General features: G+C 36.5%; 16 protein-coding genes. 1 reads left to right on the forward strand and 15 read right to left on the reverse strand.

What is annotated here, in order from left to right; genetic code table 11:
- Window positions 1-154: 154 nt before the first annotated feature.
- Window positions 155-1,858: an FAD-dependent oxidoreductase gene (locus MT390_RS09105; RefSeq protein ID WP_499440731.1), complete on the forward strand. Its 1,704-nt coding sequence runs from the start codon at window positions 155-157 to the stop codon at window positions 1,856-1,858.
- Between the two features lie 98 nt (window positions 1,859-1,956).
- Here the strand turns inward: MT390_RS09105 and MT390_RS09110 are convergent, their stop codons facing one another.
- From MT390_RS09110 to MT390_RS09180, 15 genes are all read right to left on the reverse strand, one after another.
- Complete coding sequence (locus MT390_RS09110; RefSeq protein WP_499440732.1) at window positions 1,957-2,913, reverse strand: DHH family phosphoesterase; 957 nt, start codon at window positions 2,911-2,913, stop codon at window positions 1,957-1,959.
- Window positions 2,914-2,925: 12 nt separating this feature from the next.
- On the reverse strand, window positions 2,926-4,038 hold the full coding sequence (gene wecA / locus MT390_RS09115) for a UDP-N-acetylglucosamine--undecaprenyl-phosphate N-acetylglucosaminephosphotransferase (RefSeq protein WP_499440734.1): 1,113 nt from the start codon (window positions 4,036-4,038) through the stop codon (window positions 2,926-2,928).
- Window positions 4,039-4,303: 265 nt separating this feature from the next.
- Window positions 4,304-4,954, reverse strand: a complete 651-nt coding sequence (locus MT390_RS09120; RefSeq protein WP_499440735.1) for an ABC transporter ATP-binding protein — start codon at window positions 4,952-4,954, stop codon at window positions 4,304-4,306.
- Window positions 4,955-5,088: 134 nt separating this feature from the next.
- Window positions 5,089-5,328 carry a hypothetical protein gene (locus MT390_RS09125; RefSeq protein WP_499440736.1) on the reverse strand — a complete coding sequence of 80 codons (240 nt, stop codon included), beginning with the start codon at window positions 5,326-5,328 and terminating at the stop codon, window positions 5,089-5,091.
- A gap of 1,053 nt (window positions 5,329-6,381) precedes the next feature.
- Window positions 6,382-7,764: an MBL fold metallo-hydrolase gene (locus tag MT390_RS09130; protein ID WP_499440738.1), complete on the reverse strand. Its 1,383-nt coding sequence runs from the start codon at window positions 7,762-7,764 to the stop codon at window positions 6,382-6,384.
- A gap of 99 nt (window positions 7,765-7,863) precedes the next feature.
- On the reverse strand, window positions 7,864-9,645 hold the full coding sequence (locus MT390_RS09135; protein ID WP_499440740.1) for a glycosyltransferase family 2 protein: 1,782 nt from the start codon (window positions 9,643-9,645) through the stop codon (window positions 7,864-7,866).
- On the reverse strand, window positions 9,635-10,966 hold the full coding sequence (locus MT390_RS09140) for a hypothetical protein (RefSeq protein WP_499440742.1): 1,332 nt from the start codon (window positions 10,964-10,966) through the stop codon (window positions 9,635-9,637). Before MT390_RS09140 ends, MT390_RS09135 begins: the two co-directional genes overlap by 11 nt.
- Window positions 10,967-11,158: 192 nt before the next feature.
- Window positions 11,159-12,250 carry a glycosyltransferase family 61 protein gene (locus tag MT390_RS09145; RefSeq protein WP_499440743.1) on the reverse strand — a complete coding sequence of 364 codons (1,092 nt, stop codon included), beginning with the start codon at window positions 12,248-12,250 and terminating at the stop codon, window positions 11,159-11,161.
- On the reverse strand, window positions 12,180-12,797 hold the full coding sequence (locus tag MT390_RS09150; protein WP_499440744.1) for a sulfotransferase family 2 domain-containing protein: 618 nt from the start codon (window positions 12,795-12,797) through the stop codon (window positions 12,180-12,182). The genes MT390_RS09145 and MT390_RS09150 overlap by 71 nt, the downstream gene beginning before the upstream one ends.
- Window positions 12,798-12,802: 5 nt before the next feature.
- Window positions 12,803-13,723, reverse strand: a complete 921-nt coding sequence (locus MT390_RS09155; RefSeq protein ID WP_499440746.1) for a hypothetical protein — start codon at window positions 13,721-13,723, stop codon at window positions 12,803-12,805.
- Complete coding sequence (locus tag MT390_RS09160) at window positions 13,723-15,867, reverse strand: glycosyltransferase family 2 protein (protein ID WP_499440747.1); 2,145 nt, start codon at window positions 15,865-15,867, stop codon at window positions 13,723-13,725. Before MT390_RS09160 ends, MT390_RS09155 begins: the two co-directional genes overlap by 1 nt.
- A gap of 280 nt (window positions 15,868-16,147) precedes the next feature.
- Window positions 16,148-16,768, reverse strand: a complete 621-nt coding sequence (locus tag MT390_RS09165) for a hypothetical protein (protein WP_499440749.1) — start codon at window positions 16,766-16,768, stop codon at window positions 16,148-16,150.
- A gap of 118 nt (window positions 16,769-16,886) precedes the next feature.
- Complete coding sequence (locus MT390_RS09170) at window positions 16,887-17,597, reverse strand: sulfotransferase family 2 domain-containing protein (protein ID WP_499440751.1); 711 nt, start codon at window positions 17,595-17,597, stop codon at window positions 16,887-16,889.
- Window positions 17,598-17,778: 181 nt separating this feature from the next.
- Window positions 17,779-18,618, reverse strand: coding sequence for a transposase (locus MT390_RS09175; protein WP_499440753.1), 840 nt, complete (start codon window positions 18,616-18,618; stop codon window positions 17,779-17,781).
- 134 nt (window positions 18,619-18,752) lie between these two features.
- Window positions 18,753-19,262, reverse strand: coding sequence for a transposase (locus MT390_RS09180; protein WP_499440755.1), 510 nt, complete (start codon window positions 19,260-19,262; stop codon window positions 18,753-18,755).
- Between the last annotated feature and the right edge of the window lie 71 nt (window positions 19,263-19,333).

Below are 19,333 nucleotides of genomic sequence, written 5' to 3' on the forward strand. Positions count from 1 at the left end.
CAGCTAAATTAGTTAAAGTTAAATTAGACAAAGCTAATTTAATGGATTATAGTTTTTGCAAATTCAAGCACGGCGAGTGCTTAATAATTAAAGATTAACAATCAAAAAAATCCCACTATCAAATTAATAATGAGCAATACGGAGTAAATTGGATATGACAAAAATTGTAATTATCGGTGGCGTTGCCGGAGGCGCATCAGCAGCAGCACGCGCAAGACGTTTAAGTGAAGATGCAGAAATTATTATGCTTGAGCGAGGTCCATTTATTTCCTTTGCTAATTGTGGATTACCGTACCATGTAGGTGGAGATATCGAAGATCGTAATCAATTATTACTACAAACTCCTGAAAGTTTTTTGGCACGCTTTAACGTTGATGTACGACCATTGTCAGAAGTTATTCGCATTAATCGCAACGAAAAAACAATCACTATTAAAAATGTCAATGATGGTAGTAAATATACTGAAAGCTATGACTTTTTAGTATTAAGTCCAGGGGCCGCTCCGATCGTACCTAATATACCGGGGATTGATAATCCATTAACGCACTCTCTGCGTAATATTCCGGATATGGATAACATCATCAATACCATTAAATACAATAAACCTAAGCACGCGACAGTGGTAGGTGGTGGTTTTATTGGATTAGAGATGATGGAAGCTTTTCATCAATTAGGGATTAAAACCACTCTATTGGAATTAGCAGACCAAGTGATGACACCAGTAGATGAAGAGATGGCAGGATTTGCTCATCAAGTGATCCGCGACCATGGTATCGACTTACGTCTAGGGGTTGCATTACAGGGTGTTGAATATATTAAAAATGATCATATCGCCAATCAAGACATTGGTGAAAGTATCGACAACCAACATTTACAAGGTGAGTTAAACCTCAGTTTAAGTAATGGCGAACAACTCATCACGGACATATTGATTATGGCCATTGGTGTACGGCCTGAAACCAGTTTAGCTAAAGAAGCTGGATTGGATATCGGTTTATTAGGTGGTATTAAAACCAATTTGCAATTACAAACCAGTGATCCTGTTATTTATGCCGTTGGCGATGCCATTGAAGAACAAGACTTTGTAACAGGTAAACCAACAATCGTCCCTTTAGCAGGCCCTGCAAACCGACAAGGACGCATGGCTGCTGATAATATGTTTGGTCGCAATCAAGATTATCAAGGCACTCAGGGTACAGCCATTTGCAAAATATTTGACTTAGCGATCGCTTCAACCGGTCAAAATGAAAAACAACTTAAACAAAAAGGCATCAACTACGAGAAAGTCTTTGTGCACACAGCAAGCCATGCTAGCTACTATCCAGGTGCGGAAATAGTCTCATTTAAAATGTTATTTGATCCACAAACAGGAAAAATTCTAGGAGCCCAAGCCGCAGGTAAGGATGGCATCGACAAACGAATCGACATTATGGCCGTCGCGCAACGAGCAGGCATGACAGTAGAACAACTACAACACCTCGAACTCACTTACGCACCACCATTTGGTAGTGCTAAAGATGTTATCAACCAAGCAGCCTTTGTAGCGTATAACCTTATGCTTGGAGATACTAAAGCAATACATTTTGACGAAGTTGATCACTTAACTGACCAACAAGTGTTATTGGATGTGCGTACTGCAGGAGAACTAGAAGTTTTAGGACAAATTGGGGAGGCTATCAATATTCCAGTCGACGAACTACGTCAACGACTACATGAATTACCAAAAGACAAAGAGATCATCATTTATTGTCAGGTTGGCTTACGTGGCAATGTTGCTTATCGTCAGTTAGTGAATAACGGCTTCAAAGCACGCAACTTAATCGGCGGTTACCGCACTTATAAATTTGCCAAAGCTTAGTAAATTTAACTTATTTCGTATTACCACAATATGATGTGGTAATACGATTTAAAAACAGAACTCCGTCCTGATACCTTAGAAAAGCAAGATATGGTTAATTAAGCGTAATAAGTTTCAACGCTTTTAATGAAATCAGGTAACATTTTTACAGGTAACTGATTGATACCCGCTGCTGCTGCACGCCCGCCACCAGTATCGAATTGACTACAAACGTCACCGGCACCTTGTTTATTTTCTAAGGGAGCACGTAAAGAGACAAGGTAACCGCCCTGCTCATTTTTAGTTAATACCGCAAATGCACGGCTTGGTTGCTGATTCGCTAGTAAGTTCCCATAAACGCCACTAATACGACGAGACCATTTTTCACCCGGCAACTCAAACACACTTAATACTTGGCTACTGTGCATAGCTGGGATAGACAATGCATTTTCTAAATCCGCTTGATAAGCATCTTGTAGCGCATAATAAGGAGATCCCTTATCTTCAAATACATCAAATGGGCTTGGGTATTTAACTAACGCTTCATATAAATCTGCAGGGTCAAAATGTAAATCGGCAACATCAGCACCGTAACCATTATAATTAATTAACGTTCCTAGCTCTTTTAATAAGTCTGCTTGCTCTGTTGTATATCCTGCAGCAGTCGCTAATTGGTCAGCTTTACTAATCATGTTATCGCCATAAGCGGCACAAATAGCCCAATCATGGAACTGCCCTTTTAAATACTCATCAATGATTAACGCTGTGCACATATTTGCATCTAAATCGATTAAAGCGGTCAGCTTATCATGGTTAGGAATATCACCCGAACGATGATGGTCGGCATAAAAAACCGCAGTACCTTGGTCTAATGCAGCCACTAATTCGTTGGTATTCTTTTCCATCGAAATGTCTAAGACTGTTAAAGTATCTTCAGGGTTAATATCAATCGTTTTTAATAGCTGAATATTACGTTTAACCCCTGTTACTAAAGTAGACGTTAATGGGCTTGATAGACGTAATTGTATTAATGAAATAATGCCGTCAGCATCTCCATTAAAAATATCATAATGCATAATATAACCTTCCTATGAAGTGGGCAATTGATGACCAAATAATCGATGAATTAAACCACTGAACTTGTCACTATGGGAGTAAAAATAATAGTAAACAGCGAGTAATAAAATAAGTAAACTAGACATAATCACTTCAGGCACATGCAATATCCTGCCAATAACACCAACACTGGCACTAAAAATAGCAAACGCAGAAAGTAAAATAAGCACCTGTTTATCAGATAAACCCATGTCTTGCAAAAGATGGTGAATATGACCACGATCTGCGTAAAGTGGAGATTTTTTATCTTTTACGCGCCTAATTATATTCGCAATCATATCCAATACGGGTACCGCTATTAACCACAATGCAGTCACTGGTTTAAAAGCTGTTGGTGAATCAGGATCCACAATGGCATCATCAATATGCATTGACTCTTGACTACCCGCAATCAATAAGCAAACAACAGTAAAGCCAATAAAAAAACTACCCGAGTCGCCCATAAATACTTTATAACGGTTGCGCGGTAGCATAGAAAGGTTACACATTAAAAATGGAATTAATGCTGCGATAAAGCAAATACAAGTAGAAGCTAAATATAATTGCCCATTGACGCCAAACAAAACGGCAAGCGCTAAAAAACTAATAATACTCAAACAACCTAATAAACCATCGACACCATCAACCATATTAAAGGCGGAGATCACACCAATCACTACGATAATAGTAAAAATTAACGATGCACTATTTAACACTACCTCACCTAACGAAAATAAGTTACCTAAAGAAGATATTTGGAATTCAGCGAAATAATAAAGAAACGTCGTAATCGCAATCATTAACGACAACCGTAATGAGACCTTTAAATTAATCTTGTCATCAATCATGCCTAACAACATTAAAAAACCACCACAAAGGACGAAGGAAATAACCTCGGGCGTGAATTGTTGATTCATATATAAAACAAAAACAAGCGTACAATAAAGAGCAGGTCCGCCAATAACAGGGATATTACCTTTATGGAGCTTTCGATGATCAGCTTTATCGACTAGTCCAAATTGAATAGCTTTAGGATGGAAAAAATAAAAAAGAAAAGAGGAAACAGCGAAAGACATAAGTGCAGTTACCATCATTGAAATAAACATAACTCACACCTGTATTATTTTTTCACTTATGATTCACTTCTTTGTGAAAGTAGTCATATTGAGAGAGCAAAGATAATACCACCCTAACCTTACACTTTTGAAGTATTTTAAAATATTTCAAAAATAAAAATAAACCTACACCATAGGTTAAAACAGTATTTATAACTAAATAGTTAATGAGTTAGCGCTCATTTAAATGATTATTTTTGCTCAAATCTAACGCGCACGATTAATAAACAGTGCTTTTACTTAGTCACAGCTAACGTTATAGCCCCTCATAAACCTTAAGTGCTTGTTGTAAGTTAGCGTAAAAAGTAAGTTCACCCTGATGTAAAATAATCGCACTATCACAAAACTCTTCAATCTCTTTAAGGTCATGACTAACCATAATAACATTTGCTGTTTTACTTTTATCTAACAGCGCTTGGCGTGCTTTTTTACGAAATTTTTGATCGCCAACAGAGGTTGCTTCATCAATCAAATACACATCAAAATCAATCGCAATACAGCAGCCAAAAGCTAAACGAGAACGCATACCACTAGAATAGTTTTTAACGGGTAAGTCATACTTAATACCTAATTCTGCAAAATGTTTCACTTTTTCTTCATATTCATCTAAATCGGCAACACCATTAACACGACCAATAAACCGTGTATTTTCACGCCCCGTCATTTGAGGGTGAATCCCAGTGGCTAAAGCCACTGGCCAAGAAATGGCTTTATCAGTAATCACTTTGCCTTTATTTGGGTATTCACTACCGGCTAAAATCCTAAATAATGTTGACTTACCTGCGCCATTCGAGCCTAAAATACCAATATTATGCCCTTCAGGAATTTCAAAATTAATATCCTGAAATATATATTGATGCCCTAGATCAGAAGGGTAATATTTGGTTAAATTTTGTAATTTGATCATAGTTTCATACAAAGCATTATTAAAAAATGAACAGTGAGCTTATCTTTATTCACAAAATGGAGCAAGATCCCTCGATAAAACAAATAAATATTTAATTTGAATTAGTTGTAATCGTCCCTTTTGAATTTAAGACATTAACCTTTGAACTTCCAGCCGCAGCCTTTACCCTGCTTGGAAACATACTTTGACTTTGGGGCGCATGCTTCAGCCTGCTTCTTTTGACCTTTTCGCTTTGTGTGATATTTCATTGCTATTCGTTCGCTGCGCTCATCGAGGCTAATAGTAGTATGCGAAACATCTTTAAGGGGCGCTGGCTTCAGCCTGCTTCTTTTGACCTTGTTCTTTTGATTTTTAGGGTTGTTTTCGTTATGCATTGGTTCGCTTTACTCAGCAATACTAATCGTTATATTCGATAACCCGCATACTGGCAGGCTGAAGCCAGCGCCCCGAATATCAAGCTATGCTTGATAGCTATCGCACTATGCTGCGATGAGTGATGGTGTTGCAGTTTTAGCATAACGTAATTGAAGAATAATATCGCAAGTTGCGAAACATCTTTAAGGGCCGCTTGGGCGAATTAGCCGACAGGCTAGAGCAATGAGCGGAAGAGCTCTGCGATTCCTTTTTTCAGCCTGTTTGGAAACATGTTTTGACTTTGGGGCGCTGGCTTCAGCCTGCTTGTTTTGATTTTTTGCTTTATGGTATTTCATTACTATTGGTTCGCTTTACTCAGCAATGCTAATCGTTGTATGCGATAACCCGCATACTGGCAGGCTGAAGCCAGCGCCCCGAATATCAAACTACGCTTGATAGCTATCGCACTATGCTGCGATGAGTGATGGTTTTGATTTTTGGTATAACGTAATTGACAAACAAGATTGTAAGATGTGATACATCTTGTAAGGGCGCTGGGCGAATTAGCCGACAGGCTAGGGCAATGAGCGGAAGAGCTCTGCGATTCCTTTTTTTAGCCTGCTTCTTTTGACCTTGTTCTTTTGATTTTTAGGGTTGTTTTCGTTATGCATTGGTTCGCTTTACTCATCGAGGCTAATCGTTGTATGCGATAACCCGCATACTGGCAGGCTGAAGCCAGCGCCCCGAATATCAAGCTACGCTTGATAGCTATCGCACTATGTTGCGATGAGTGATGGTTTTGATTTTTGGTATAACGTAATTGACGAATAATATCGCAAGTTGCGAAACATCTTTAAGGGCGCATGGGCGAATTAGCCGACAGGCTAGGGTAATGAGCGGAAGAGCTCTGCGATTCCTTTTTTTAGCCTGCCATTTTTTGATGTTAGATTTATGCTTTTAATCTTCGCTATCAAAGTAAAAGTACAAAATAGCAAATGAATAACAACCAACAGAAAACATTTGCAAACTGAAGCTTGCCTCAAGCATAGCCGCTATTATCTATCCTTTACCCTTTACCCTTTACCTATTTCAACAAGCATGCCTTTATCCAGCACTAACAACTTATCTTTCAAACTTTCTTTCGCTTGCTCATCACCATGCACAATAATGACTTTTTCAGGACCTTTACGAATACGTTTAATAAAATTCACTAAATTAGATTGATCGGCATGTGCAGAGTAACCCGAAATCGTATGAACGCCTGCATTAACCGTTAGTTTCTCACCATCAATAAACACATAACCGCCACTTGGTCCATACTGTTGAATCTGACGCCCTAACGTACCACGAGCTTGATAACCCACAAACAACACATCAGCCGTTGGTTCAGTGATAAATCGTTTCAAATAATTAACAACCCGCCCACCACTACACATACCACTCGCAGCAATCACAATCGCAGGTTTACTACGATTTGCTAAATACTCAATCACTTGCATGTGCTCTTGGTGTGTATCAACCGTATACAAACTATCAAAGTTTAAAGGTTGTCTGCCCTGTTTCACACGTCTTTTAGCTTCTGCATCCCATAACGTCTGAAAATGTTGATAATGCTTTGTAAATTTAGCGGCCATCGGCGAATCAACAATCACTTCGATATCAGCCAATTTTTTATATTTAGCACGGCTAACAATCTGCTCTAACTCATAAAGCAACTCCTGAGTACGCCCGATACTAAAAGCAGGAATAATCACCACTCCATTATCACTAATCGCTTTAATTAATATCTTTTCTAAACTCTTAGCACGATCACGTCGTCCTTGATGGTTCTTGTCGCCATAGGTACTTTCAATCACCACAATATCAGCTTTATAAGGGCTTTTAGGGGAAGCTAACAAAGGAGAATAAGTGGCACCGAGATCACCAGAAAAAACAACACGCGTGGCAGGCTGAGCAACAGATTTAACATCAATCTCAATATAAGCAGAACCCAAAATGTGGCCTGCCGGTTGGAATTTTATTTTAGTTTGAACATCCCCCACTAAATCCAATGCAAACCATTGCTTATAAGGCACTGCAATCAGTTGCTTAGTTAAACGCGCTAAACACGCCTTAATAATCGATTGATTACGAGTGACGCCTACCTTAAGCGCATCTTCAATCACCATTGGTAACAAAGCCGCAGTCGCTTCTGTGGCAATAATCGGCCCATTAAATCCTGCGGCTAATAAATAAGGCAAACGTCCAACATGGTCAATATGACAATGCGTCACTAATAAAGCTTGAACCGTACTAATGTCAAACTCGATAGATAACAAATCATCATCACCTCGACCAGACGTTTCCGCACCTTGAAACAAACCACAATCAACCAACACACTATTAGCTGAATCAATCACCAATTGATGGCAAGAACCAGTCACACCATTAACAGCGCCATGATGTAATATTTTCATAAAAGCAACCTTTTAAAAAAAGTATTAAACCACTTTATTCTCTTTTCTTCGGTATTCAAATTACGAAGTCTAAATTGATGTAGAGTTCACAATAAGAATTCAATAACGCGATCGTATAGAAAAATCTTCTGCGTCCCTAGTCAAATGAGGGCTGTAATAGGGATCGTTTTCAATCTCAGGTTTCCAGCGTTCCAGTAGCAACGCTTTTTCTTTATCAAAGCGTTTTATTCTTTCAGGGTTCTCTGCATCATCACCACGTGTTTTTGATTCATAATGGTAAAGCTGTGCATGCGCACAATACACATTATAAAAACCTATGCTTTTAACTTTCAAACAAAAATCAACATCATTGTAGGCAACTTGATAGCTTTCATCTAACCCACCGACCACTAAGTAAGTTTCTTTACGAATGGCTAAACATGCTCCAGTTACTCCTGATACAACTTGATTAAGGTGCAGACGGTTGTAATAACCACCCGAGTCATTAGGAATACAACGATGAGAATGTGCAGCATACCCACCTAAACCCATAACGATGCCAGCATGTTGAATCGTTTGATCGGGGTAAAGTAACTTTGCCCCTACACAACCAACATTTGCTTGCATGGCTAATCCAACAAGTTCTTTAAGCCAAGCACTATTAATCACCTCGGTATCATTGTTTAATAAAACAATAACCTCGCCCGATGCCAACTCAACTGCCCTGTTATTTATTTCTGAATAGTTAAAGGCTTTATCGTGTTTAATTACCGATATATTTTCATGTCGATTAAGTTGAGCTATATAGGCTAAAGCATCCGTTTGTTTAGATTGATTATCCATAATAATAATTTCTAACTCAGCATAATCTGTTTTAGCCAACAAGCTCGAAACGCATGTTTCCAATACACTTTTATGATCTCGGGTTGGTATAATGATTGAAACTTTAGGCCAATTTTTAGGGATGTATTGCACATGATAGAAATTATCTAAATTTCCTTCATTTATTTTTGCATCAATTTCACTGCGCTCAAAGTGCTCAATCAAAGCATGTTGACCCGCTTTAACGGTATAAGGCTTATCACCCGTGTTTGCTGCAGTAGAGCCTTCATGTATACGCCAGTGGTATAATATTTTTGCAATGTGGGCAATTTGATTTGGCTTTAAAATTTCAGAAGCTCTTAATGCTAAATCATAATCTTGCGCACCTTCAAAACCAACGCGACATCCACCTAGCTGTTGCAAAAAATCGCGTTTATAAATAGACAAGTGAGTGATGTAATTATGTGCATGCAACAAATAAGGATTCCAAGCAGATTTAAAATGAGGTGCAACTCGTTTACCATTTTTATTGATAAAGTCTTCATCACTATAGATCCATTCCAGATCTGGTTGTTGAAGTAATAAGCAAGCGACTTCGTTGAGAGCCTGTGGTGCGAGCCGATCGTCGTGATCTAACAATACAACAAAATCACCACTCGATACCTTTACTCCTACATTAGTAGATGCACTAATATGTAAATTAGAGGAATTAGTAATAATCGTTATTTTATCTGAAATTAAACCTAATTGATCAATGTAGTTATTAACAACTGAACATGTAGATGCATCATTCACTAATACTAATTGCCAATTTTGATAGCTTTGTTGTCGCACGGACTCAACACAAGCTTTAAGAAACTTAATCGGAGGGTTATAAATAGGAACAACAATTGAGAAACATTGGCTTTGCTCTGAAAGCACTGGTTGCCATAATGTGGGTTCAATATTTTTAATCCAGCGCTTATAGGGATGATTAAAATAGGGCGATAAAAGTCGATATAAAAAAAGGTAACTTTGGAATACATAAGGTAACGTTTTTAAATAACCTTTTAAACGTGTTGGTAAAAATTTAATTAGCATTTTGTGCCAACTCATTTTTATGTTTTAATTCTTGGGTCGTTAACCATGCACTCAGTTCAGGAAACATTTTCTTGCGCCGATACAAAACAATTTCAGAGCCTTGTAATTTAACTTCTAACTCATCGATTGGTTTGATGCCATAAAGCTTTAAATCGAAATCGAAACCACAAGTCCCAGTAGGATGGATTTTTATTTTTTGCAGATTATCTCGTTTTATTGAGGCATGTAGTTGTAAAAACTTTTCTCCATTAACATAGACTTCAACTTTGGCAGGCGCATCGTAAGAACGAGCTATAGCCCAACCTCTTAATAACCCAGTCTGTAATAAACTTAAATTAATAGCCCCCTTCGGCTCAACAAACAATTGCCCAGGAAGTAACCATTGTTGAAGATGTGTTAGATTTAGTTCAATGCCAGAAACCGGCACCTCATCTCCCTCCGCCTTAACTTGAATATGATCACTGGGTTTAACATCATAATCGAGTAAGTTAATCGAAAAACCACAATGCCCAGTAGGGTGAACCTTCCCTTTAAAGGCGGCATTAAACTCTGAGGCAGAAATCGTTTTCAATGCCTTATCGTTCACATAAACAGTAAGATTAACCTGCTTTTTATTATGCGCACGATAAGCCCAGCCCGTTAGCAGTCCAACTTGCAATTGTTTTTTATCAGCCCAACCAATAACGTTATCAATGCGGCTCACTCTTAAATAGTTTGAGGGATTCGGAGTTATAAAATTAAGCGATTGCTGACACTGAGCTTCAGAAGGTTGTAAATCTGCAAACTCAATTAAAGCAACAACAAACGATTGTTTATGTTTTACCGCTTTTTCTGAGGATACCAATAATGCAGGGTGAGATGATTTATTAAGAAAACGCAGAATTTTTTTATAATCATTAAAAGCAGCATCTAATCCACCGACGACGCCTTGTTTCATCGATATTGTATTGCGGTTAGCAACAGACAATAAGTCTCGAAAAACAAAAATAAAATGAGGGTTACGCAATTTTTTAGCGATACGCGATAAGTCATTTAAGCTCGATGGCCGCTTCCATGCCCACACATCCTGTTTTTCATTATAATCGGTAATCACTTGCTCAAATTTTTCTTTAGATTGTTTTTCAAAGGCGAAACTTAAACGAGTATCCTCAAAAACCGGAGCGCAGGCATTACCCATCGGTACACCTAGGTGTTTTAAAGCCCCGGCAACGATAGACGTACCACCTCGTGCAACTCCCACAACAATAATCGTTTTTTGAAGCTCTTTGTTGCTAGGATGAAGAACAACCATCCCTTTATTTGTTAATGAATCTAATGACATATAATTCTTTTAAGGTAATTTATTATTTATTCAAACATACTTCTAGTTAGAATATTAGTGAGCGTCTTATCCCTATCTCATTACAGATTCTTTATGACTCATAGTTAGAACATTCAATAAATAATTAGTTTGAACTACAAATGAAACAACATAAAAATATTGGATTAGAGTTTTTAAGTCAGATTTTCCAAGTTAATTTACAAACTGATCATCATTTATATCTAACATTTCTTCTCGATGGAGCGCATTAAAATCGGTATCTTCAAATTTAATACCGTGCTCCCTTAAAAATTGAAAAAAACTGTATATATCAGTAAGCCTACTCATACGGTTGTGTGGAACTTTTTTAGAGGATATAAATTTAACCTCATTATAAATATATTGATCAGTGCACTTACGTTTAACAATTTGATCAAATTCACCATAGTCAGGTCGCCTTCTCAATAAAATCATTTTTGATTCTAGTTTAGGAAGTATATCTAAAAGATGAATTGCACTACCTTCTTCCCAAATTATTTCATCAGCAGCAATTAAATGTGCCAATTGGACTTCTAATACGTGTTCTTCAGGTAAAAACTCGATGAAACCATTTTTCTTTAAAATTACTGATAAAAAATCAAAACCTGCAACACGTCCAACACTTTTAAAGTTTCTTCTAGAAACAAATAATTTTTTGGGTAAGCCTTCCGTTTTAAGCTCATTGAATTTAGTTGATTGTTTTAATGCATTATCATAACCAGGAACAGAGAAGTTTTGTCCAATGGTACTACCAGGTTGTGGCAAGATTAAAGTTTCAAATTCTTTAACATCTTTCAAATAAATGATTTTTTCTAAATTTATCTTAAAATATTTTAATATTTGTATTTGTCCTTTAGATATATTTTCATTATCAGGTAATACCACATAGCCATCAAACGATTCAATACAACTAGCATTTCCCCACATACGGTGGCAGCCTTCTGCCAATAAGTGCCCAAAGTGACTGGGTAACGCACCTAGATAAAGATAACGGCCAGGTATTTTTTCAATAGAGCCACAATGCTCGCTTAGGTATTCATTCCTAAGATTATTTTTTAATAGGGAAACTCCCCCTCTTGTTATAGTTAAAAAATCATCACTAAGCCCATAATCCTTATCCACAACACCGTGAATAAATTTCCCATAACCTTTGAAATCATTAATCGCAGGCACTACTACAGCATCGCTAACTTCTTTATAAATCATAGCCGAATTCTTTGTAGTCTTTAGAGTAAAACTTTTTAATACATTTTTGAGTTTTTTCATTAATCAATAACTCTTTTCCATTAGTAAATTGGTTCCTAGTCATTTTTCTACCGATGTTCTTGAACTCAAAATGTAACCCAATTTTCTTTTCAATTTTTAAAATAAAGTTATCATCTAGCCCATCCTCTTGCTTAAAGACATCTACTCCTTTGTAGACAAACTCTATTTGTGGTCTCAGATGATTATCGTAAATATAATTATTATTGCTATAATTTTCTAAGGCTTTTAGAATCCATTCATCTAAAGAGATATTTAAATTTTGACCTCCAATTCTCATATGAGCTTCAGAAATAATGCGTTCAAGAGGTTTTCTTACAACTGTAAAAACATAATCAAACCGATCTAAGTTGAAATTCATGTCCAACATTTGAAAATGCATATGCTGAGGTGAACACTTTCTAACAAAATTTAAATTACCTTCTTTCCCACCATCCAAATATTCAACTTTAAATCCATTTTTTAGAAAAAGATGCTCTATATAACTACCTCCACATTTAGGGATATGAATAAAAAGAATTCTTTTATTATCTTTATAAAATATAGGCATTCTGGTTATCTCATATCAACAATATCATCATACATGGGGATTACATCATCACTTGCCATAATTTTAAGGCTAAAAGGCATTGTATATTGAGATATATCAATAGTAAAACCACAATTTGAATCTTTAGTACCTTGTTTATTTTCTCTAAATTCAGAGGCTTCGATTTCTAATGCAAAAATATTATTAACAAAAACTTTTATTTTTACTTTATCGTTTTTATACAAATGCTGCGCCCAACCGTGTACGAATTTTTTACCAACAGAACCTATATTACCTATAACTTTCGTTGCTCTAGTTTTATCTAAATAGTCTTTTGGATTGGGAGTAATGAATTCAAGAGCTTTATTTTTGTTATTTGAATAGTCTACGATATCTATATTTGATTCAATCAAAGCATTCACAAAGCTTTCCTTGTTCTGCAAAGCCTTTTCTGCAGAAACCAACATCACTGGTCGAGTAGTGTTAGAAACAAAATCAACAATTTGAGCATAATCAGCTAACGCATTCTGTAAACCTTTACCTATATCTGCTTGCATAGAGATACTATTTCTATTTGCAATCGCAAAAATATCTTTGAAAATAAAAATATAAAAAGGATTAGGGATTACTTTTTCAACCTTATCTAAATAGTTCAGTGCAGCAGGTCTTTTCCATGCCCATACGTCGTGATTATTGGAATAATTTTCAACAATACTTTTAGCTAGATTTAAATCATTACTCTCAAAAGCCTCACTAAGAAGAACATCTTCAAAAACGGGAGGATGACTCTTTTCACCTGTAAATATACCCAAATGATGTAATGCACCAGCAACTAAAGAAGTACCACCTCTAGCAGTTCCGATTACCACTATTTGTCTTTTCTCTGTATTGATTTTATCAGCATTAATAAAGGCAAAACCTTTATTCTCCAATTGTTCAATTCCCATTAGTTTATTCCTATTGAGAAATCTTCTCTTGTTAAACTTAAATTTGGGCTATAACAAGGATCAGCTTTTTTATCCGTCTGCCACGTATCTTTCATATAATTCATCTCTTTATTAAATCGTGCTACTTTTTCAGGATTATCTTCCGCACCACGACTGATCGACTCATAATGATATAATTCAGCATAAGGGGTCCATAGGTTACGATACCCTGCAGCTTGTACTTTCAAACAAAAATCAACGTCATTAAATGCAACTTTTAAGTCTTCTTCATTTAAGCCATTTACTTCATTAAAGACTGATTTACGCACTAGCAAACAGGCAGCTGTTACCGCAGACAAGTTTTGCACTAATTTAAGGCGGTAAAAGTATCCAGGATGGTCTCGTGGGAAGTACTTATGAGAATGACCAGCTACACCACCTAAACCATAAATGACGCCTGCATGCTGAATAGTATCATTATCAAAATACAACATAGCCCCAACACAACCCACATCTTCACGTTGAGCATGAGACACCATCTCTGTCAGCCATTCGGGTGTTATTACTTCAACATCATTATTAACCAAGCCAATAATTTCGCCTTTCGCTTGTTTAGCGGCAAAGTTATTAATAGCAGAATAGTTAAACGGATAAGGGTAACGCAGGACGGTTATTTTTTCATGCTGATCAAGTTCTTCAAAGTAGTCTAAAGCAATAGGGTCATTAGAGTTATTATCAATTAATAAAATTTCATAATTTTGATAAGTTGTTTTTTCTAGAATCGAGTCAATTGCTTGCTTTGTAATATCATAGCCATTGTAAGTCGGGATAATAAGCGACACTAAAGGCTCTTCAGCAATTTGCCAATTAACCTTATACATATTTGCACCAGCGCCCTTTTCGACCGTCACCTCTTTATTTAAGGCTTTAAAATGGTCTTGTAAGGCTTTAATGCCTGCATCTGTTGTGTAAGTTTTTTCTTCAGAAGCAAGTGCGGTAGATCCTTCGACCATACGCCAATGGTAAAGTACTTTAGGAATATGAACGATATTGGCTTGGTCGATTTCACGAGAGTAACGCAATAATAAATCAAAATCTTGACTGCCTTCGTATCCTTTACGGAAACCACCAATTTTATTAACGATATCTGTTTTATAAACACCAAGATGAGACACATAATTTTGGCTGTATAAAAGATCTAAATTCCAGTCGGCTTTAAAGTGAGGTCCACTTCGAACACCGTCTTCATCTATTTTATCTTCATCACTGTAAATCAATTCTGTTTTAGGCTGTTGATTAAGCACTTCAACTATATGATATAGCGCATGCACATGTAACTCGTCATCATGATCTAACAAGGCAGACCATTCACCTGTTGCCACTTCTAAAGCACTGTTACTTGCTTCTGAGATATGTCCATTTTGTTCACGGAAAACCACTTTAATACGTTTATCTTTTGCCGTGTATTCTTCTAACACTTCACGAACATCTTTATTTGGCGACTTATCATCTGCTAAGCAAAGTTCCCAATTATCGTAAGATTGCTTGATAACCGATTCAATACATTCTATCAACAACTGCTTTTCAGGATTATATACAGGCACAATAATAGAAATCAGCGGTTTATGCTCAAAGCCTTTAATATTTTGAAGCGCTAAAGAAGCGGTCACTACTTCATGGTTATTAATCCATTCTTGATAAGATTGAGAGCTAGCTGAATTAGATTCACTTCTAAAGTCACAATAAGCGCGATTTTCAGCACAGCCATGATTAACAAAATGAAGTAATAGATTCGCTTCCCACCCTGCTAAATCAGGATTTTGAGCGACATAAGCAGAAGGAGAAAAATAAGGATTAGGTTTACGTCCTTCCGCTTCACCGTGAAGAACATAATGCAATAAAGGGTTAACATTCGATGCTTTAACATCTGCATTTTCATATAAGTAATAAGCGGTAGAAAAATGAGGATGAGGGTTATAAAACTTGTTAGCACCTTCAACAATATAATGATCTAAGGCACTTTTATAAGGAGTGCATTGGCCATAAGTAGTTGTATAATACTCCTCATTAAATAAACCAGATTCATTAATAATATTCAATTGCTTTTGGTCAGCGTTTGTTGGTTTTTGAGCAAGCCCTAAAAAATTCTTTAATTTTGATTTCATGAAGATAAATACCGTTTAGAAGATAAGTTGAGCCCATTAAGATTGTTTTATTTCAAACAAATAAGATGAATAGTGTAATAAAAAGTCACAAAAATAGCATCATTTATATATCTGTAAGCCACTAGTTTTTTTGTCATTTAACATTCAGACCAAAGGAATAAGTATTCGTTCGAGTAAATTATAATACTATAACTTATTTGGCTGCAGATCTTTTAAATCTGAAAAAATACAAAGATTTAGGTAATTAAGAGAAAAATCATTTACTACTGACTGTTACTTTTTAATTTAACTTGTTTTGATACTCAGCTACTTTTTGCTTAATTAAAGGGCCATTAGGTCGCGCTTGATGCGCTAACGTCATTAAAGAAAGCGCTTTTTTAAGGTCTGTTTTTTCTATTTTAAGCGCTTCATCTCGAATAAAATCAACGTCAACATTGTTTTTTAAATCACTCAACTGCACGTTATTAATATCAAGACGAGGTTTAGTTTTAATGTTAAGAAATGAAAAAAGGTGTGATGAAATATTATCTAAGCGATCACTGTCGAGGTGAATGAGATAACCATGTGTTGCCTCAACTAACTCACTCTCACCGATGAGTTCAATATCACCTTGCTGTAGGGCATTAATAATGACATCTTTATTACCGAGTTGCATCGCCGTATTAAACTTTGTTTTTATTTCAAGGGTCGTCTTACGCTTTTTAGTGGGGATAAAAGCAATACCATCATAAGTCACAAACCAACTACGTTTAAGGTCATTGACGTTAAGCTTTATTATCTGCTCCTGAAGTTCACTAAGGTTTTCTTTAGCCAGCGCATAATTCAATGCTTTGCATAACGCTTTATTTTGAAGTTTTTTAGGGATAATTCTCAGCGTTGTCGCAATCAGTGTTTTTTTCATTTAAAAGAGCCTAGTGTAGCTTAACGAATAATGACAAGCCTTTTAAAGCCGTGCATCAGATTGATTAATATTAAGTGGATAGTATTAAAAAATAATACGCGATATAAAGAATCTTACATTAAAACAGCATATCGTTGGCATTGCATTTACTTTTATAGAGTGAAATATCTTCAGCATATAAACGCTTAACTATTTCAACAAGCTCTGGTGTATATAAAGACTGATGGCTCGGGCACTGTGCTTGACGCTTCAATAAAGCTATATCAAAAGCCGCTACCTGACTATAATCGACATCATCAAGTAACTGATACTTATCTGTCCCATGCTCTGTTAATGAACGGGCATCCACAACGGTAAAATCTATTTTGTTTTTTAATGTATTGATTACTTCGTCAAAATGTTCCAGTGCAAAATAATCATCATATTCATCAAACAATAAAAAAGTACTCTGTGGCTTCCAATGTATATTAGCCCCTTTCATTGGAGGTACAGCAAGCGATTTAACAAATTGTTCAAAGGTTAGCTCATCAAGATTAACCTCACGTTTCAATAAATCTCGGTATTGCCAAGCATCCGGTTCTTTAGCGACAAATTTATCCAAAAATACACTCGCTAACCGTCTAAAGGGACAACGTAAAATAACAAACTTATACTTTGCAGTAGCCGCATCTTTTAATGTCGGTTTAAATGTTTGGTTATTTTGGTGTATCCAATTCCCCTGTTCAATACTCGTAATACAACCATTAGCAATCGCAACTGATAAACGCAGTGTAGAACAGCCATTTTTAGGGATAAAACTGTAAATAGCGTTACTATTAAAGATCTGCATTGCATAATTCATACAAAACTGATGTTGCCCGTTTTGGTTTAAATTATTAAAGGAGTTTGCACTAAAATTAAACATATTATTTAATAGCCCGTTATTTAAATTAAAAGCTTCTCATGGAGGTCAAGTCTCACTTCTCATGGGGTCAAGTCTTGTATTTTGCAATATCACAATATCATGGGGGTCAAGTCTTGTATTTTGCAATAATACGACTAATTTGAGAGTAATGTAAGCCAAAATAATCACCAATCTGTTTTTGCGTATAGCCACCAGAGCGATATACATTAAATATTGCTTGGTGCTTATCTATTGCGTTAGATTGGTATTCTTTTAGTGTCAGAGGTGTTGCACTGCGCTGTTTAAGAGGAATTTCAAGTAAATCTCCTTCTCGTTCACTTTGCATTTCTTGATGCTTTGCAACAAAATCATCATCACCGAGGAATATTTGATGCTGTAAATCATTCCATACTGACTTACCCACACCATCTTTAACAAAAACAATATAGGCTCGAATAGCATCTCGCCGATTATTGGCAAATAACTTCAGTAAAGCATCTGTCGATAACCATTCTGGCGAATCAACATTCCCAAGCATACAATGCCAACTAGACCACAACCACTCATCGGGAGAATTAACCATTTTAGCTCTAACTGGATTTAAAACAATATATCGGCATAATTCGAGCAAGTAGACATCTTTATCAACTAAGATTGCCTTGTACCTACCTTGAAATAAATGCCCTACACGACCATGTCTACGGTTCATTGATTGGGTGAAAACACCATTTAGGTGGCGCATCCCTTTACTAAGGTTTGCATCGGGCGTTTCGACCAAAAGATGATAATGATTGCTCATTAAACAATAGGCATGAACAACCCAATTATAGCGATCACAGACATCAGCTAAAATCGCTAAAAACAATTCAAAATCATCATCCTGAAGATAAATGATATTCCGACCATTGCCCCGTGAAGTGACATGGTAAAGCGCACCAGCAAACTCTAAACGTAACGGTCGACTCATAAAGCACCTTAACAAGTTAAACAATATGCAATAAGGTTAGCCTAAAAATCTATAAAAGAAGTCATCATGCAAAAATCAAGACTTGACCCCGTTATCAGACTTGACCCCGTTATCCTTTTTGACCCCGTTATCCTTTAGGCTCGAATAGCATCTCGTCGATTATTCGCAAATAACTTCAGTAAAGCATCTGTCGATAACCATTCTGGCGAATCAACATTCCCAAGCATGCAATGCCAACTAGACCACAACCACTCATCGGGAGAATTAACCATTTTAGCTCTAATTGGATTTAAAACAATATAGAGCAAGTAGACATCCTTATCAACTAAAATGGCCTTGTACCGACCTTGAAATAAATGCCCTACACGACCATGTCTACGGTTCATTGATTGGGTGAAAACACCATTTAGGTGGCGCATCCCTTTACTAAGGTTTGCATCGAGCGTTTCGACCAAAAGATGATAATGATTAGTCATTAAACAATAGGCATGAACAACCCAATTATAGCGATCACAGACATCGGCTAAAATCGCTAAAAACAATTCAAAATCATCATCCTGAAGATAAATGATATTCCGACCATTGCCCCGCGAAGTGACATGGTAAAGCGCACCAGCAAACTCTAAACGTAACGGTCGACTCATAAAGCACCTTAACAAGTTAAACAATATGCAATAAGGTTAGCCTAAAAATCTATAAAAGAAGTAATCATGCA

The sequence above is a fragment of the Vibrio sp. 2-Bac 85 genome (genome assembly GCF_037546705.1).
Classification (GTDB): Bacteria; Pseudomonadota; Gammaproteobacteria; order Enterobacterales; family Psychromonadaceae; genus Psychromonas.

Coding starts and splice junctions, on each gene's coding strand:
- MT390_RS09105 (WP_499440731.1), top strand. CDS start 155: ATGACAAAAATTGTAATTATCGGTGGCGTTGCCGGAGGCGCATCAGCA.
- MT390_RS09160 (WP_499440747.1), bottom strand. CDS start 15,867: ATGAAATCAAAATTAAAGAATTTTTTAGGGCTTGCTCAAAAACCAACA.
- MT390_RS09180 (WP_499440755.1), bottom strand. CDS start 19,262: ATGAGTCGACCGTTACGTTTAGAGTTTGCTGGTGCGCTTTACCATGTC.
- MT390_RS09140 (WP_499440742.1), bottom strand. CDS start 10,966: ATGTCATTAGATTCATTAACAAATAAAGGGATGGTTGTTCTTCATCCT.
- MT390_RS09125 (WP_499440736.1), bottom strand. CDS start 5,328: ATGCATAACGAAAACAACCCTAAAAATCAAAAGAACAAGGTCAAAAGA.
- MT390_RS09130 (WP_499440738.1), bottom strand. CDS start 7,764: ATGAAAATATTACATCATGGCGCTGTTAATGGTGTGACTGGTTCTTGC.
- MT390_RS09175 (WP_499440753.1), bottom strand. CDS start 18,618: ATGAGTCGACCGTTACGTTTAGAGTTTGCTGGTGCGCTTTACCATGTC.
- MT390_RS09145 (WP_499440743.1), bottom strand. CDS start 12,250: ATGAAAAAACTCAAAAATGTATTAAAAAGTTTTACTCTAAAGACTACA.
- MT390_RS09155 (WP_499440746.1), bottom strand. CDS start 13,723: ATGGGAATTGAACAATTGGAGAATAAAGGTTTTGCCTTTATTAATGCT.
- MT390_RS09150 (WP_499440744.1), bottom strand. CDS start 12,797: ATGCCTATATTTTATAAAGATAATAAAAGAATTCTTTTTATTCATATC.
- MT390_RS09170 (WP_499440751.1), bottom strand. CDS start 17,597: ATGCAGATCTTTAATAGTAACGCTATTTACAGTTTTATCCCTAAAAAT.
- MT390_RS09120 (WP_499440735.1), bottom strand. CDS start 4,954: ATGATCAAATTACAAAATTTAACCAAATATTACCCTTCTGATCTAGGG.
- wecA (WP_499440734.1), bottom strand. CDS start 4,038: ATGTTTATTTCAATGATGGTAACTGCACTTATGTCTTTCGCTGTTTCC.
- MT390_RS09165 (WP_499440749.1), bottom strand. CDS start 16,768: ATGAAAAAAACACTGATTGCGACAACGCTGAGAATTATCCCTAAAAAA.
- MT390_RS09135 (WP_499440740.1), bottom strand. CDS start 9,645: ATGCTAATTAAATTTTTACCAACACGTTTAAAAGGTTATTTAAAAACG.
- MT390_RS09110 (WP_499440732.1), bottom strand. CDS start 2,913: ATGCATTATGATATTTTTAATGGAGATGCTGACGGCATTATTTCATTA.